This window comes from Leeia sp., assembly GCF_041909055.1.
Classification (GTDB): domain Bacteria; phylum Pseudomonadota; class Gammaproteobacteria; order Burkholderiales; family Leeiaceae; genus Leeia; species Leeia aquatica.
On sequence record NZ_JAYREC010000002.1, the window covers coordinates 498,424 to 514,453 of the forward strand.

12 protein-coding genes are annotated in these 16,030 nt (G+C 60.6%); 10 read left to right on the forward strand and 2 right to left on the reverse strand.

Going from position 1 to position 16,030, the window contains the following annotated elements:
• Positions 1-241: 241 nt before the first annotated feature.
• Positions 242-1,753 (forward strand): glycerol-3-phosphate dehydrogenase, encoded by a 1,512-nt coding sequence (gene glpD, locus ACE3O2_RS08080; RefSeq protein WP_374336401.1) that lies wholly within the window; start codon positions 242-244, stop codon positions 1,751-1,753.
• A gap of 141 nt (positions 1,754-1,894) precedes the next feature.
• A complete protein-coding gene (gene glpK / locus ACE3O2_RS08085) occupies positions 1,895-3,382 on the forward strand; it encodes a glycerol kinase GlpK (RefSeq protein ID WP_374336403.1) in 1,488 nt (495 codons plus the stop codon).
• A 28-nt stretch (positions 3,383-3,410) separates the two neighbouring features.
• On the opposite strand, the gene ACE3O2_RS08090 is transcribed toward glpK, so the two are convergent.
• Positions 3,411-3,929: a YcnI family protein gene (locus ACE3O2_RS08090; protein WP_374336405.1), complete on the reverse strand. Its 519-nt coding sequence runs from the start codon at positions 3,927-3,929 to the stop codon at positions 3,411-3,413.
• A gap of 144 nt (positions 3,930-4,073) precedes the next feature.
• Complete coding sequence (locus ACE3O2_RS08095; protein WP_168875412.1) at positions 4,074-4,907, reverse strand: HDOD domain-containing protein; 834 nt, start codon at positions 4,905-4,907, stop codon at positions 4,074-4,076.
• 386 nt (positions 4,908-5,293) lie between these two features.
• Here ACE3O2_RS08095 and ACE3O2_RS08100 point away from each other — a divergent pair, with 386 nt between their 5' ends.
• The 8 genes from ACE3O2_RS08100 to mmsB all read left to right on the forward strand — a co-directional run bounded on the left by ACE3O2_RS08100 (position 5,294) and on the right by mmsB (position 16,011).
• On the forward strand, positions 5,294-8,779 hold the full coding sequence (locus tag ACE3O2_RS08100; protein ID WP_374336407.1) for an indolepyruvate ferredoxin oxidoreductase family protein: 3,486 nt from the start codon (positions 5,294-5,296) through the stop codon (positions 8,777-8,779).
• Between the two features lie 65 nt (positions 8,780-8,844).
• Positions 8,845-10,098, forward strand: coding sequence for an ABC transporter substrate-binding protein (locus ACE3O2_RS08105; protein ID WP_374336409.1), 1,254 nt, complete (start codon positions 8,845-8,847; stop codon positions 10,096-10,098).
• Complete coding sequence (locus ACE3O2_RS08110) at positions 10,098-10,457, forward strand: MmcQ/YjbR family DNA-binding protein (protein ID WP_374336411.1); 360 nt, start codon at positions 10,098-10,100, stop codon at positions 10,455-10,457. The genes ACE3O2_RS08105 and ACE3O2_RS08110 overlap by 1 nt, the downstream gene beginning before the upstream one ends.
• Positions 10,458-10,504: 47 nt before the next feature.
• On the forward strand, positions 10,505-12,001 hold the full coding sequence (locus ACE3O2_RS08115) for a CoA-acylating methylmalonate-semialdehyde dehydrogenase (RefSeq protein ID WP_374336413.1): 1,497 nt from the start codon (positions 10,505-10,507) through the stop codon (positions 11,999-12,001).
• A gap of 8 nt (positions 12,002-12,009) precedes the next feature.
• Positions 12,010-13,170, forward strand: a complete 1,161-nt coding sequence (locus ACE3O2_RS08120; RefSeq protein WP_374336415.1) for an acyl-CoA dehydrogenase family protein — start codon at positions 12,010-12,012, stop codon at positions 13,168-13,170.
• A 15-nt stretch (positions 13,171-13,185) separates the two neighbouring features.
• Positions 13,186-13,956: an enoyl-CoA hydratase gene (locus ACE3O2_RS08125; RefSeq protein WP_168875406.1), complete on the forward strand. Its 771-nt coding sequence runs from the start codon at positions 13,186-13,188 to the stop codon at positions 13,954-13,956.
• 13 nt (positions 13,957-13,969) lie between these two features.
• Positions 13,970-15,097 carry an enoyl-CoA hydratase/isomerase family protein gene (locus ACE3O2_RS08130; protein ID WP_374336417.1) on the forward strand — a complete coding sequence of 376 codons (1,128 nt, stop codon included), beginning with the start codon at positions 13,970-13,972 and terminating at the stop codon, positions 15,095-15,097.
• 29 nt (positions 15,098-15,126) lie between these two features.
• Positions 15,127-16,011: a 3-hydroxyisobutyrate dehydrogenase gene (gene mmsB, locus ACE3O2_RS08135; RefSeq protein ID WP_374336419.1), complete on the forward strand. Its 885-nt coding sequence runs from the start codon at positions 15,127-15,129 to the stop codon at positions 16,009-16,011.
• The last annotated feature ends 19 nt before the right edge of the window (positions 16,012-16,030 follow it).

The following is a 16,030-nucleotide window of genomic DNA, read 5'->3' on the forward strand; positions in this document are numbered from 1 at the left end:
GTTCGAGTGGTCTCCTGCAAATGTGCGAAAACGAATCACCGGCGGCAGAATGTTACACCGATTGTGTTTGCCGTGCAGGACTACCTGCACGTTGAATAGGCTTACCTGATATTTTCCGCACAATTTATCCAAAAAGAACATAAACGAAAATAAATGTTGCAAAACGATCTATGTGACGCTATAACATCACCAGATAACAACACCGGCCAGTGGGCTGGCTCACATACAGGTAGAGGATGTTATGCAGGATGTGTTGGACTTGGTCATCATCGGTGGCGGCATCAATGGTGTCGGCATCGCGCGGGATGCTGCAGGACGCGGCCTCTCCGTGTTGCTTTGCGAGCAGGATGATCTGGCACAACATACTTCGTCCGCCAGCACCAAGTTGATCCATGGTGGCCTGCGCTATCTGGAGTACTACGAATTTTCACTGGTGCGCAAGGCCTTGCAGGAGCGTGAAGTATTGCTGCGTGCCGCACCACACATCATCTGGCCGCTGCGCTTTGTCATGCCGCATGATCAGCACCTGCGCCCGGCGTGGCTGATCCGGGCCGGTTTGTTTCTTTACGATCATCTGGCGCGGCGTGAATTGCTGCCTGGCTCCACCTCGGTCAAGCTGGCCCGGCATCCGGCGGGCAAGCCCTTGCATGATCGCTTCCAGAAAGGCTTCATCTACTCGGATGGCTGGGTGCAGGATGCCCGGTTGGTGGTGCTCAATGCCATGGATGCGGCGCGTCGTGGCGCGGAAATCCTTACCCGCACCCGCTGCGTAGCGGCTGCACGGGTCAATGGTGTATGGGAGGTGGAACTGCAATTGCCGGATAGCCACACGCGGATGGTCAAGGCGCGTGCACTGATCAATGCAGCGGGGCCGTGGGTCGGGCAGGTGCTGAAAAGCGCCATCGGCGTGCAGGCTGAGCGTTCGGTGCGTCTGGTCAAAGGGAGCCACATTGTGGTGCCCAAGCTGTTTCAGCATGATCATGCTTACATTTTCCAGAACCCGGACAAGCGCATCATTTTCGCCATTCCGTATGAGACGGATTTCACCCTGATTGGCACCACCGATGTGGAGTACAAGGGGGATGCCGCCAAGGTGGCGATTGATCAGGACGAAGTGTCCTATCTGTGCGACATGGCCGGGCGTTATTTCAAGCAACAGATTACCCCGGGCGATGTGGTGTGGCACTACTCCGGCGTGCGGCCTTTGCTGGACGACGAATCCGCCAGCGCGGCCAGTGTCACGCGTGACTACTCGCTGGAGCTGGATGCCGACCATGGCGAGCCGCCGTTGCTGTCCGTGTTTGGCGGCAAGATCACCACCTTTCGCAAGTTGGCGGAAGAGGCGGTGGAGCGCCTGCAGCCGCTGCTGAACAGCACTGCCCGCTCCTGGACTGCGAATGCGGTACTGCCAGGCGGCGACCTGCCTGCAGGAGGGATCGCCGCATACGCCCGACAGCTGCAAGAGGCTTACCCGTCCTTGCCTGCCACGATGCTCACCCGTTATGCCCATACCTATGGCAGCTGCAGCATGGCCATCCTGGCTGACCTCCAGCAGGGTGGGGCCATGGTGGAGGAAGTGTTACCCGGAATTCATGCAGCAGAGCTGCGCTATCTGGTGCGGCAGGAATGGGCCTGTACAGCGGAAGACATCCTGTGGCGTCGCAGCAAGCTGGGATTGCATTTGCCTGCGGATGCCGCAACACGTCTGGATGCATGGCTGCACCAGCATCGTGATGGCTTGCTGAGCAAGTAAACCGTTTCCTCGTGTGAGCTTGACAGGGGTGGCAACACCCCTCTTTTTTTGGTGGGCATCGCAAAGGTCGGTACACTGTGAACTACAGTTTGCCTTTCATGCCCCGTGCATGTACGCGGGGTTGCACTCAAGGAGTGGTGTATGCGTTATGTGCTTGCACTGGATCAGGGAACCACCAGTTCACGCAGTATCCTGTTTGACGAGCAGGCGAACATTGTCGCTACAGCGCAGCAGGAGTTCCCACAGATATTTCCACATTCCGGCTGGGTGGAGCATGATCCCGAAGCCATCTGGCAGAGCCAACTGCACACCCTGCGTAGCGTGCTGCACAAGGCAGGAGTCAGTGCAGCACAAGTGGCCTCCATCGGCATCACCAACCAGCGTGAAACCACGGTAGTCTGGGATCGGCAAACCGGCTATCCCATCTACAATGCCATTGTCTGGCAGGACCGGCGCACCGCAGATCATTGTGAGCAACTACGTCAAGCAGGCCATGAAGCGCTGTTTCGTGAGCGTACCGGTCTGGTGCTGGACCCTTACTTCTCCGGTACCAAACTGGCCTGGCTGCTGGACCACGTGCCTGGCGCACGCGCTCAGGCCCAAGCCGGTAAGCTGGCTTTCGGCACCATTGATAGCTGGCTGGCGTGGCGGCTGAGCGGAGGGCGCAGTCATGTCACGGACGTGAGCAATGCATCACGTACCCTGATGTTCGATATTCATAGAGGGTGTTGGGACGACGACCTGCTGGCCCTCCTCAACATCCCGCGCGGCATGCTGCCCGAAGTAAGGCCTTCCTGTGCACCAATGGGGGTACTGGATGCCGCATTACTGGGGACTTCCGTCCCGATAGGTGGTATGGCTGGTGACCAGCAGGCGGCTTTGTTCGGGCAAGGTTGCCACCAGCCGGGCATGGCCAAGAATACATACGGTACCGGCTGCTTCATGCTGCTGCAAACGGGTACTGAAGCACGCGCATCGACCCATGGCTTGCTGACCACGGCGGCGGCGCAGTTCGGCGATCAACCGCATTACGCCCTGGAGGGGAGCGTGTTCATGGGGGGCGCCGTGGTGCAATGGCTGCGTGATGGCCTCGGCATCATTGAGCATGCTGCAGAGATCGAGAGCCTGGCCAACTCGGTGCCGGACAGTGGTGGTGTCTATCTGGTTCCTGCTTTTACCGGACTGGGGGCGCCACACTGGGACCCGCATGCACGTGGAGGTTTGCTGGGTCTCTCCCGTGGCACGAACCGTGCGCACATTGCCCGCGCGGCGCTGGAAGCGATCGCATTTCAGTCTGCTGAGCTACTGCTGGCCATGCAGGCCGATGCGTCTCACCCCGTGACGGAATTGCGTGTCGATGGAGGTGCCGCCGCCAACGCGACCCTGCTGCAGTTCCAGGCAGATCTGCTGGGGATACCCGTTTTGCGTCCCAAGGTGCTGGAAACCACGGCATTGGGTGCGGCTTATCTGGCAGGTCTGCAGGCCGGTGTATGGCAGGGGCTGGATGAATTGCTGTCACAATGGCAGCTGGACCACCGGTTTGAACCATGCATGAGCCGCGATGAGGCGCAGCATCGACTGGACGGCTGGCTGAAAGCGGTCGGGCGGGTAGGGGCGTGGGCCACCTGAGTGGCGGCCCGACGCGAAACGAGGGTGCTTAGTGGGCGCTGCTGGCGGGGGGGAGCAGCTTCAGGCTCGCTGCCGGATAATCATTGCCGCTGCTGTCGCCCGGCACTGCTGCCCAGTCGATTTCACCTTTCTCACACTGTTGCTTGACCTTGAAGTACAGCGTTTTCCCGGCATCCGGCGGAAGCTGGATGCGGAACACAAATTCGTCATAATACGCATCCGGCAGGTTGCCGCCTTGCCAGCGGATGCGGCGAACGTCCTCGGTGATGGTGTCACCATGCCAGTCGTAAGGCTGCGCCAGCTTTTCCTTTACGACCTGCACACTCCAGCCCGCGTGTGGCATCGGCTTGGCCTGCCGTACACCGTCGGGCAAGGTAACCTGGATACCCGTCGTGGCACTGCCATCGCAGCCATGGGGAATGCGCAGTACCGCCTTGTAGCTTTTACCAGCTTCGGTGCTGCCTTGCTCCAGGGTGACATGGGCGTGTGCAGCCAGCGGGAACAAGACCGCGCCGGTCAGGGACAATGCAATGCGGGAAAAAATCATGATGAGTTGCACCTGGCATCTGGGTTGAAGGATTGGCAGGCGCGTATTGTCAGATGCCGTGAGCCGCTTGACCATGTGACGCAGTGTCGCAGCAATGAAAAAGGCCACCGTTTCTGTGGCCTTGAGTGGAGGGCAGGGCAGCGGTCAGATCAGTGAGTCCATCGCCGTACTGAGCTCTTTGAGCTCGGGCAGGGCGGCACACAGCATCTCCGGTGTGAAACTGAAGGGGGAAGCAGCTTCTGCCGGAAAGCCCTCTTCGACCTCTTCCTCACCGCCATCATTTTCCAGCAGCGTCGCCAGAAATACGGCCAGATGAATCAAGGCCGCATACGGGTGCATGGGCTTCAGCTGTTCCGGTTGAGCATAGTGCGCGATGGCACGCTGGATATCGTCCGGGAAGTTCCAGCGTCGGGCCAGCTCGGTACCCACCTCACAGTGGTCAATGCCCATGGTGGCTTGCTCAAGGTCGACACGGGCGGCCGGGGTGCCGATGTTCGAGGTCTTTTGCAGCGTGGCGGACTCCTTGGGCAGCACGATGTGCAGCAGCAGCTGACCAATGCCATGCATCAGGCCTGCAGTAAAGGCAATCTCGCCATTGAGTTTCATGGTGCCATGCCGGGCCAGCCACTTGGCGATGCTGGCAACATGCAGTGAATGTTGCCAGAAACGATCGCGGTCAAACCCGGGCATCTGGGAAAAAGCACCGGTAATGCCGGAGGCAATCACCAATGTTCGCAAGCTGTTGAAGCCCAGTACGACAACGGCATCATCCACAGAGCCGATCTGTCGGGTGGAGCCATAGTGTGCCGAATTGGCCAGCCGTAATACCTTGGCGGTCAGTACCTGATCCACCGCCACCCGCTTGGCGATACTGCCAATTTCGATGTCTTCCTGATTGAAGCTGTCGATCAGTTCCTGCACCACGCGCGGGATGGTCGGCAGCAGGTGGGTTTTTTCGAATACCGCGTCGATGTTCATTGTGATCCGTCTCCATGTTGTGAGCGGGGGCTCAGTTCATCTTAGGTAGGCCTCATCAGGGGTGCAAGGTGAATTTCCGGGTCAGTTGGCAGAAACCCCCGGCCATAGCGGTGTATTCTTGCGGGGTGATACTTATTGACGTTTACGTAAACGTAACGTATCGTGAAACCAGTTGGCGTCAGAAGTCTATAACAGGAAACAAGGGTCGTTGTACTGTCCACTGGGCGGGATGGATCATGCGCTGCCGGTTTACCCAGCCTTTGGCGTACCATCACCAGTCTGGACGAGCATCGGCGCGCCTGAATGACGGCGCGCCACGGTCACACCCATAGCCTGCCTACCCGGCAGGGCGACACCTTGAGAACACAATTTTTGAGGAAGACACCATGACCACACGTGAACTGTCGCTGGACGACAAGTACACGGCCGAGCGCGGCCCGGTATTCATGACCGGGATCCAGGCGCTGGTCCGGCTACCCATGATGCAGCGCCAGCGAGATCAGCTGGCTGGCTTAAATACCGCTGGCTTTATCTCCGGCTACCGGGGCTCCCCACTGGGCGGGGTAGACCAGGCGATGGAAAAGGCAGGCAAGTACCTCAAGGCCCACCATGTTCACTTTGAACACGGCATCAATGAGGATCTGGCCGCAACAGCCGTGTGGGGTAGCCAGCAGGTCAACCTGTTTCCGGGGGCCAAGTACGATGGCGTGTTTGCCATGTGGTACGGCAAGGGGCCGGGTGTAGACCGCAGCGGGGATGTGCTCAAGCATGGCAATGCTGCGGGTACCAGCCAGCACGGCGGGGTGCTGGTGATCGCGGGTGACGATCATGCTGCCAAGTCTTCCACCTTTCCTCACCAGTCAGACCATATCCTGTCCGCCTCGATGATTCCAGTGCTCAGCCCGGCCGGGGTGCAGGAATTCCTCGACTTTGGCCTGCATGGCTGGGCGATGAGCCGCTACTCCGGTTGCTGGGTGGCAATGAAAGCCATTACCGACACCGTGGAGAGTTCCGCCATTGTGGACGTCAGCCCGGAGCGGGTGCAGGTGGTACTGCCTGAGGACGTGGTGCTGCCCAAGGATGGCCTCTCCATTCGCTGGCCGGACACCCCGCTGGCACAGGAAGAGCGCGTGCTGCATCACCGTCTGTATGCTGCGCTAGCCTATGCCCGGGTCAACAAGCTGAACCGGGTGGTGATCGACAGCCCGCAACCCAAACTGGGCATTATCACCAGTGGCAAATCCTACCTGGATGTGATGCAGGCGCTGGACGATCTGGGCATTGACGAGAAGCTGGCACAGGACATTGGCCTGCGCATTTTCAAGGTTGGCATGCCCTGGCCGCTGGAGGCCGAAGGCGTACACCAGTTTGCCGAGGGGCTGGAAGAGATTCTGGTCATCGAAGAAAAACGCCAGATCATTGAATATCAGCTCAAAGAGCAGCTGTATAACTGGCGTGAGGATGTGCGCCCGCGCGTGGTCGGCAAGTTTGACGAGAAGGGCGAATGGGCCTTGCCGCACGGATCCTGGCTGCTGCCTGCAGCCGGTGAGCTGACCCCGGCCATGATTGCACGGGCCATTGCCAGCCGTATTGCCCGCTTCTTTGACAGCGACATCATCCGTGAGCGCCTGGCTTTCTATGAAGCCAAGGAAGCGCAGCTGATTCAGCCGCGCGAGAGCATTGCCCGCATGCCGCATTACTGCTCGGGCTGCCCGCACAACACTTCGACCAAGGTGCCGGCTGGTAGCCGGGCTCATGGCGGGATTGGTTGCCACTACATGGCGACCTGGATCGACCCGAACACCAAAACCTTCACCCAGATGGGTGGCGAAGGTGTCACCTGGATTGGCCAATCTCCGTTTACCGAGACACAGCACATCTTCACCAATCTGGGGGACGGTACCTATTTCCACTCGGGCTTGCTGGCAATTCGGGCTGCGATTGCTTCCAAGGTCAACATTACCTACAAAATCCTCTATAACGATGCCGTAGCGATGACTGGCGGCCAACAGGTGGATGGCCCGCTGGACGTGCCGATGATTACCCGCCAGCTGGCGGCAGAGGGCGTCAAGCGCATCGTCATCACCAGCGACGAGCCAGAGAAGTATGAGGGTGTCAGCAATCTGGCCCCTGGCGTGGAAGTCTTCCATCGCTCTGAGCTGGATCGCTTGCAGCGAGAGCTGCGTGAGATTGCGGGGACCACCATCCTGATTCACGACCAGACCTGTGCGGCGGAAAAACGCCGTCGGCGCAAGCGTGGCACCTATCCGGACCCGAACCAGCGCGTATTCATCAATGAGCGCGTCTGTGAGGGCTGCGGTGACTGTAGCGCCAAATCGCAATGTTTGTCGGTGTTGCCGTCGGAAACCGAATTGGGCCGCAAGCGCAAGATTGATCAATCTTCCTGCAACAAGGATTTCTCCTGCATCAACGGTTTCTGCCCCAGCTTTGTCACGGTAGAAGGCGGTGAAGTGCGCAAGAGCAAGGCAGGCAAGGGTGAATTGCAACAGCTACCCGTGCTGGCAGCGCCGGTTTTGCCGTCGCTGGATCATCCGTACGGCATCATGGTGACCGGCGTCGGTGGCACCGGGGTGGTCACCATTGGCCAGATCCTCGGCGTGGCTGCGCATCTGGATGGCAAGGGCATCACCGTGCTGGACATGGCGGGCCTGGCGCAAAAGGGCGGGGCCGTCTGGTCCCACATCCGGATCGCGGCAGACCAGGCGCAACTGCATGCGGTGCGTATCGCCGCAGGCGATGCCAATCTGGTACTGGGTTGCGACCTGGTGGTGACGGTCAGTGCTGAGGCGCTGGCCAAGATGCGGCTGGGCTTCAGCCACGCGGTGGTAAACAGTTACGAATCGCCGACCAGCGAGTTTACCCGTAACCCGGATGCCCGCTTCCCGGCAGCCGCCATGACCCAGACCCTGCTGGAAACGGTAGGCGAGGACCGCTTTGCTGCCGTGAATGCCACCCGTCTGGCCACTGCGCTGCTGGGTGATTCCATTGCGGCCAACATGTTCATGTTGGGTTTTGCCTGGCAACGCGGCTTGGTGCCGGTCACGGAAGACGCCATCATGAAAGCAATTGAGCTCAATGGCGCTGCCGTGTCGTTCAACCAGACCGCATTCCTGTGGGGGCGCCATGCCGCGGTAGATAGCACTGCCGTGGAAAAGGTAGCGTTCCCTGAGCAGCAGGCCAAGACCGTAGCCATGCCGCAGACACTGGAGCAACTGATCGCGCACCGTGCTGCATTCCTGGTGGATTACCAGGGAGAAGCACTGTCCGCGCGCTATCGTGCGCTGATCGAGCGCGTACAGCAAGCGGAGCAGGCGGCGCAGGCGGGCTCCACCCGACTCAGCTGGGCGGTGGCACGTAACTACTTCAAGCTGCTGGCGTATAAGGACGAGTATGAAGTCGCGCGTCTGTACAGCGATGGTCAGTTCCTGAAAGACTTGGCAGCCACCTTTGGCGGTAACTACAAGCTGAGCTTCCATCTGGGGCCTACCTGGCTGCAGAAGGATGGCTCCGAGCCGAAAAAGCGCCGCTTTGGCCCGTGGATGATGAAGGCCTTTGGCTTGCTGGCCAAATTCAAAGGTTTGCGTGGCACGGCGCTCGACCCGTTTGGCTATCAGGCAGAGCGCAAGATGGAACGGCAGCTGATCAAGGACTACGAAGCGCTGGTGGACACGCTGCTGTCCGGTCTCAAGGCTGACAAGCTGGCGCAGGCAGCGGACATTGCGGCGTTGCCGGAGCTGATTCGTGGTTACGGTCATGTCAAGGAAGCCAATGTGGAGAAGGTGCGCGGCATGCAGGCTGAAAAACTGCATCAGTACCGGCATGGCGTCATCACGATTCAGCAGGCTGCCTGATTCCCCCGACTGACCCGGATTCTGGTTATGCTTACCACTCGCCAACAATCAACAGGAGGGTGCAGGTGAAACGAGGGAATCCGGGACAGTGGGCAAGGTGGGGGGCGCTGATGCTGGGCGTGCTGCCGCTGATGGCATTCGCAGAGCAGGCCATTGGTGTCCTGCAATACCGGACGGGTCCGTACGCTGCGCTGGGGACTAAAGTGGCGGGCGGGCTGGAAGACTATCTGACCCTGCTGAATCTGCGTGATGGCGGGGTCAACGGTCAGCCCGTCAAGCTGCTGTCCTGCGAAACCGGCTACCGGATGGACCGGGTGGACGTCTGCGCCCGCCAGCTGCAGGCGCGCGGGGCGACGGTGCTCAATGTGCCCTCCAGTGGGGCCATGCTGATGCTGGATGCGTGGTCAGAGCAGCAGCGCATGCCACTGCTGATGACGGGAGGCTTCACGCCGGAACCCGGCAAGCTGGCCACTACGTCGTATCAGTTTGCTTTGGGCCCGGATGCGGCGGCCGAAGCCGAGGCCATGTGGCGAACCCTTGCACAGGCGCAGGTCTTGCGCGGCAAGACGGTCGTTGACCTGTACCTGGACTCGGACTATGCCCGCGCTGCGCTGCCGGTGCTGGATGGCTTGGCACGCCAGGCCGAGGCACGCCTGATTCACCTGCCCGTCAGCCCGCCGGGGGAGGAGCAGCAGGATGCATGGGGACAGATCGGGCGCTTGAAACCGGCCGGGATGCTGCTGCGAGGCTGGGACAGGATGACCCCGGTTGCGCTAGGCAAAGCCGTGGAGAGTGGCCTGCCCATGTCACGCATCATCGGCAGCAGCTGGTCTGGCCTGGAAGAGGCAGTCCAGCCGGTGGCGCCACAGGCCAAAGGCTATACCAGCGTGAGTCTGGTCGCTGAGGGGCAGCGCTTTCCAGTCATCGAGGACATCAAGCGGGTGGTGTATGGCCAAGGGCAGGGACGTATGCTGCAGCGGCAAGACCTTGGTTCGGTGGCGTACAACCGGGGTGTGATGCAAGGCATCATTCTGGCGGAAGCGTTGCGCGGCGGACAGAGCCGCTTTGGCGTACGCAGCCTGGATGGTCGACAGTGGGCATGGAGTCTGTCCCACCTGAACCTGAGTCCTGCCCGACTGCAGGCGCTGGGCGCGGAGGGCATCATGCTGCCGCTGCAGACTCGGTGTCAGGATCGTCGAGGCAGTACCCAACTATTCTTGCAGCGCTGGGATGGCCGCCGTTGGCAACCGCTGCCCGAGAAGGCGGGGCTCGCCCCCTCACCCGCCGCTGAATCAACAAGCTGCCATGAGGGCGCCTGATGAATATTCACCGCTTGCTGGCCCATTGCCGCACCTTGCCGGGGGTGCAGGAAGATGTGAAGTGGGGCAATGCCCTCTGCTGCATGGTGGCGGAGAAACTGTTCGCCATCATCCGGCTGGATGAACGGGGGCAGCCCCAGGCAGCGATGTCGATCAAGGTCGACAGCCATCGTTTTCTCGAACTTTCCGATCTGCCGGGTATCCAGCCTGCGCCCTATCTGGCGCGTAACCACTGGCTATTGCTGGAGGCAGATTGCGTGCTGCCGGATGAAGAGGTGGAAGCACTGATCAGCCGGTCCTGGCATTTGATTGCATCGCGCCTGCCCAAAAGGCAGCGCGAGACTTTGGGGCTGGCCTGACCAGTCAAACCATGAACACACCCCCAAGAAGGGTAGAGGAGTCCACCATGCAACGCATCCCCCTGTTGATCAATGGCGAATGGGTCCAGAGCCAGACCACACAATGGCGCGACGTCGTCAACCCAGCCACCCAGCAAGTGTTGGCCCAGGTGCCCATGGCAACAGTGGAGGAGGTGGATGCCGCTATCGCGGCGGCACGGCAAGCATTTGCCAGCTGGAAACGTACGCCGATTGGTACCCGTGCCCGCATCTTCCTGCGTTTGCAGCAGTTGATACGCGAGCACATGAAAACGCTGGCGGCCGTGCTGACGGCCGAGCAGGGCAAGACGCTGGCAGATGCAGAGGGCGACATTTTCCGCGGGCTGGAGGTGGTGGAGCATGCCGCCAATATCGGTACGCTGCAAATGGGTGAGTTTGCCGAGAATGTGGCCGGTGGGGTGGATACCTATACCCTGATGCAGCCGCTGGGCGTCTGCGCCGGGATTACCCCGTTCAATTTCCCGGCCATGATTCCGCTGTGGATGTTCCCGATGGCGATTGCCTGTGGCAATACCTTTGTGCTGAAGCCTTCCGAGCAAGACCCGATGGTCACCACAAAACTGGTTGAGCTGGCGCTGGAAGCGGGTATTCCGGCCGGGGTGCTGAACGTGGTACATGGGGGGCCAGAGGTGGTGAACCGTCTGTGTGACCACCCGGACATCAAGGCCATTTCCTTTGTAGGCTCCAGCAAGGTAGGCACTCACGTTTACCAGCGTGCATCACTGGCAGGCAAGCGGGTGCAGTGCATGATGGGGGCCAAGAATCACGCCATTGTGCTGCCGGATGCCAACAAGGAGCAGGCACTGAACCAGCTGACCGGGGCGGCATTTGGCGCGGCAGGTCAGCGTTGCATGGCGCTGACGGTTGCGGTGCTGGTGGGTGAGGCGCAGCAGTGGATTCCGGAGCTGGTGGCCAAAGCCCGCACGCTCAAGGTCAGTGCCGGGACGGAACCCGGTACCGATGTCGGCCCGCTGATTTCCTGCGCCGCCAAGGAACGGGTGCAGGGCTTGATCGAGCGCGGGGTGGCCGATGGCGCCACGCTGGAGCTTGATGGCCGTCAGGTGCAGGTGGCGGGCTTTGATCAGGGCAACTTTGTCGGCCCAACCATCTTCAGTGGTGTCAAACCCGGCATGGCCATTTATGACCAGGAAATTTTCGGACCGGTACTGTGTCTGGTGGCTGCCGACTCTCTGGATGAAGCCATCGACTTTATCAACGCCAACCCGAACGGTAACGGCACCGCCATCTTTACCCAGAGCGGGGCTGCCGCGCGCAAATTCCAGGAGGAGATTGACGTCGGGCAGGTGGGGATCAATGTCCCGATCCCGGTACCGGTGCCGCTGTTCAGCTTTACCGGTTCACGTGCCAGCAAGCTGGGGGACCTGGGTCCGTATGGCAAGCAGGTGGTGCTGTTCTACACCCAGACCAAGACCGTTACCGCACGCTGGTTTGATGATCCGGCTTCCACCGGTGGCAAGGTCAATACCACCATCAGCTTGCGCTGAGGTCAGGCATGGATTTCTCACTGAACGACGATCAGCTGGCCTTGCAGGCGGCAGCGCAAGCCTTTGCTGCCGGTGAACTGGCGCCGCATGCCGCGCACTGGGACGAAGAAAGCCTCTTTCCCAAGGACACCCTGCGACAAGCCGGTGAGATGGGCTTTTGCGGGATTTATACCCCGGAAGTCTATGGTGGCCTGGCGTTGAGCCGGCTGGACGCCAGTATCATTTTTGAAGCGCTGTCGGCAGGCTGCACCTCCACCACGGCTTACCTGACCATCCATAATATGGCGACCTGGATGATTGCCAGCTGGGCGCAGCGCGAGGTGGCCGAGCAATGGGTGCCAGGCATGGTGGCAGGCGAACTGCTGGGTTCCTATTGCCTGACAGAGCCGGGCAATGGTTCGGATGCCGCCGCCTTGAAAACCAGTGCGACGCTGGATGGCGATGGCTACCGGCTGAACGGCAGCAAGATGTTCATCTCCGGTGGTGGTGAGAGTGACGTGCTGGTGGTGATGGCCCGCACCGGCGGACCCGGCGCGAAGGGTATCTCGGCGTTTGTGGTCGCCGCAGACAGCCCGGGTATCAGCTATGGGCGCAAGGAAAGCAAGATGGGCTGGAACAGCCAGCCCACCCGTGCCATTACGTTTGAGGATGTGCATGTTCCCGCCCGGCAGCGGCTGGGTGAGGAGGGCGAAGGCTTCCGCATTGCCATGAAAGGACTGGACGGCGGGCGCCTGAATATTGCCAGCTGCTCGGTGGGTACCGCGCAAGCTGCGCTGGATGCCGCCTGTAGCTACGTCAAAGGGCGGCAGCAGTTTGGTCAGGCCATCATGGACTTCCAGATCACCCAGTTCAAACTGGCCGACATGCTGACGGAGCTGATCGCGGCACGGCAAATGGTGCGACTGGCGGCCTGTAAACTGGATGCAGGAGATGTGGATGCCACCGCTTACTGTGCCATGGCCAAGCGCTTTGCGACGGATGTGGGCTTCAAGGTCTGCAATGAGGCCCTGCAGCTGTTTGGCGGCTATGGCTATATCCGCGAATACCCGCTGGAGCGCATGGTGCGGGATACCCGGGTGCACCAGATTCTGGAAGGCAGTAATGAAATCATGCGGGTCATTGTTGGCCGTGCCTTGCAGGATGAGGCTGTGCTGGCTCGCCTGCGCTAAGCGTTGAGGAAAAATATGAGCATTGAACTGGAAAAACGCGGTCATGTGGCCATCATTACCATCGCCAATCCACCAGCCAATACCTGGACCGTCGCCAGCCTGACGGCCTTGCGCGATACCGTGCGGGCACTGAATGAGGATAAAGACATTTACAGCCTGATCCTGACCGGTCAAGGCGAGAAGTTCTTCAGCGCCGGGGCGGACCTCAATCAGTTTGCCAGTGGTGACAAGGGCGTAGCGGCCAGTGTCTCGCGCATCTTTGGCGAAGCATTTGAGGCATTGGCCACTTTCCGTGGCGTCTCGATTGCCGCCATCAATGGCTACGCCATGGGCGGTGGCCTGGAAGCCGCCCTGGCGTGCGACCTGCGCGTGGTGGAGGCACAAGCGGTGATGGCGCTGCCGGAAGCCAAGGTGGGCTTGCTGCCCTGCGCGGGGGGGACACAGAACCTGGCCTGGCTGGCAGGCGAAGGCTGGGCCAAACGCATGATCCTGCTCGGCGAGCGGGTGGATGCTGCCACCGCCTTGCAGATTGGCCTGGCAGAAGAGGTGGTGGCCAAAGGTCAGGCGCTGGAAAAGGCGCTGGAGCTGGCTGCCAAGGTGGAGCAACAAAGCCCGGTCTCCGTCATGCACTGCAAGGCATTGATCCAGAGCAGCCGCATGCGGGGCCCCTATCAGGTGTTGCCTGAGGAGCGTGAGCGCTTTGTCATGCTGTTTGACAGTGAGGACCAGAAAGAAGGCGTCACCGCCTTTCTGGAGAAGCGCAGCCCGCAATGGAAAAACCGCTAAGGACCGATGACGCATGAGCGATTCCCCCATCCGTATTGAAGAGTGGGCTGGGCAGCAGGGCTGCCGCATTGGTGTGGCGTGTCTGAATAGCGAAAAGAGCCTGAACGCGTTGTCCCTGCCGATGATTGAGCTGCTGCTGCCGCAGCTGCAAGCCTGGCAGGCGGACCCGCAGATTGCCTGCGTGGTACTGCTCGGGCAGGGCGACAAGGCATTTTGTGCCGGTGGCGATATTCGCGCGATGTATGAGCAGATCCGGGCAGGCAATGCCTTGACCGCCTGCACCCATTTCTTTGCACTGGAATACCAGCTCGACTATCTGATCCATACCTATGCCAAGCCTGTACTGGTGTGGGGCAAGGGTATCGTGATGGGTGGGGGCATTGGCCTGATGGCTGGCGCCAGCCACCGGGTGGTGACAGAGACGTCAAAGCTTGCCATGCCGGAAATCAGCATCGGCCTTTATCCGGACGTGGGCGGCAGCTGGTTCCTCAGCCGTTTGCCCGGCAAGGTGGGCCGTTTCCTGGCGCTGACCGGGGTGCACCTCAATGCATCCGACGCTCGCTTGCTGGGTATGGCCGATTATCAACTCGCCAATGGCCAGTGGGAGCACGTCAAAGCCGGGCTGTGCGCCCAGCTTTGGCCTGCCGATGAGCTGGGGCGCAAGCAGTGTCTGACCGAGTTGCTGAGCCAACTGGAGGCCGGTTCTGGAGTGAATTGGCCCGTATCCCCCATTGAGCAGCATTGGTCGCAACTGCTCAAGGTGTGCCGCGGGCATGATGCCTCGGCAGTCATTCGAGCCTTGCTGGACGAGCCGTTGCTGGCCGCTTCGGAGGATGACCCCTGGTGGCTCAAAGCGGTTGGCAACCTGCAGCGCGGCAGCCCGATGTCCGCTCGTCTGGGTCTTGCCATGCAGGCGCGCTGCGAACACCTCTCCTTGCGCGAGGCCTTCCAGTGGGAGTTGGTCGCGTCAGTCCGTTGCTGTTTGAGCGGAGAATTCGCGGAAGGGGTGCGGGCCTTGTTGGTCGATAAGGATAACCAGCCGCGCTGGTCGGCCGCAAACGATGCCACCGTGGACGAAAATGCCCTGGCGCTGCATTTTGTCGCACCTTGGAGCGGACCCCACCCCTTGCAGGATCTGTAATCCCCATTCTTTACTGAACAGGAGTCACCATGCATATCGCATTCATCGGGCTGGGCAATATGGGCCTGCCTATGGCGCGCAACTTGTTGAAAGCCGGGTTTACCCTGAGCGTGTTTGATCTGGTTGCAGAGGCCATGTCGACCCTGGCCGCAGAGGGGGGCAAAGCGTGTACGTCAGCTGGTGAGGCTGCACGCCAGGCGGATGTCATCCTCACCATGTTGCCGGCATCGCAGCATGTAGAGCAGATTTATCTGGGAGACGGCGGCTTGCTGGTCAATGCCCGCGCGGGCGCAATTCTGGTGGATTGCAGCACTATTGCACCGGCAGTGGCTCGCAAGGTGGCCCAAGCCGCAGAAGAGGCCGGTTTCCCGATGCTAGATGCACCAGTGTCCGGTGGCACGGCCGGTGCCGCTGCCGGTACGCTGACCTTCATGGTAGGCGGTGCAGCGGAGGTGGTGGAGCAGGTGCGGCCGTTGCTGGAGCGCATGGGCAAGAATATCTACCACGCCGGGTCACATGGTGCGGGGCAGATCGTCAAAATGTGCAACAACATGATGCTGGGCATCCTGATGGCAGGTACGGCGGAGGCCTTGAATCTGGGGGTCGCACACGGGCTGGACCCGAAAGTGTTGTCCGAGATCATGAGCAAGAGTTCGGGCCGTAACTGGGCGCTGGAGGTGTATAACCCGTGGCCGGGTGTGATGGAAAACGCACCTGCATCCAAGGGCTATGCCGGGGGGTTTGGGGTTGACCTGATGTTGAAGGACCTGGGCCTGGCGCTGGAAGCCGCCATTGCCAGCAAGGTGGCGACGCCCATGGGAGCTCAGGCTCGCGGTTTGTACGCATTGCATAGTGCTCAGGGAAACGGCAAGCTCGACTTCTCGTCGATTCTGCAGTTGCTACATGCCAGCTGATTGACACCACAACCCCATT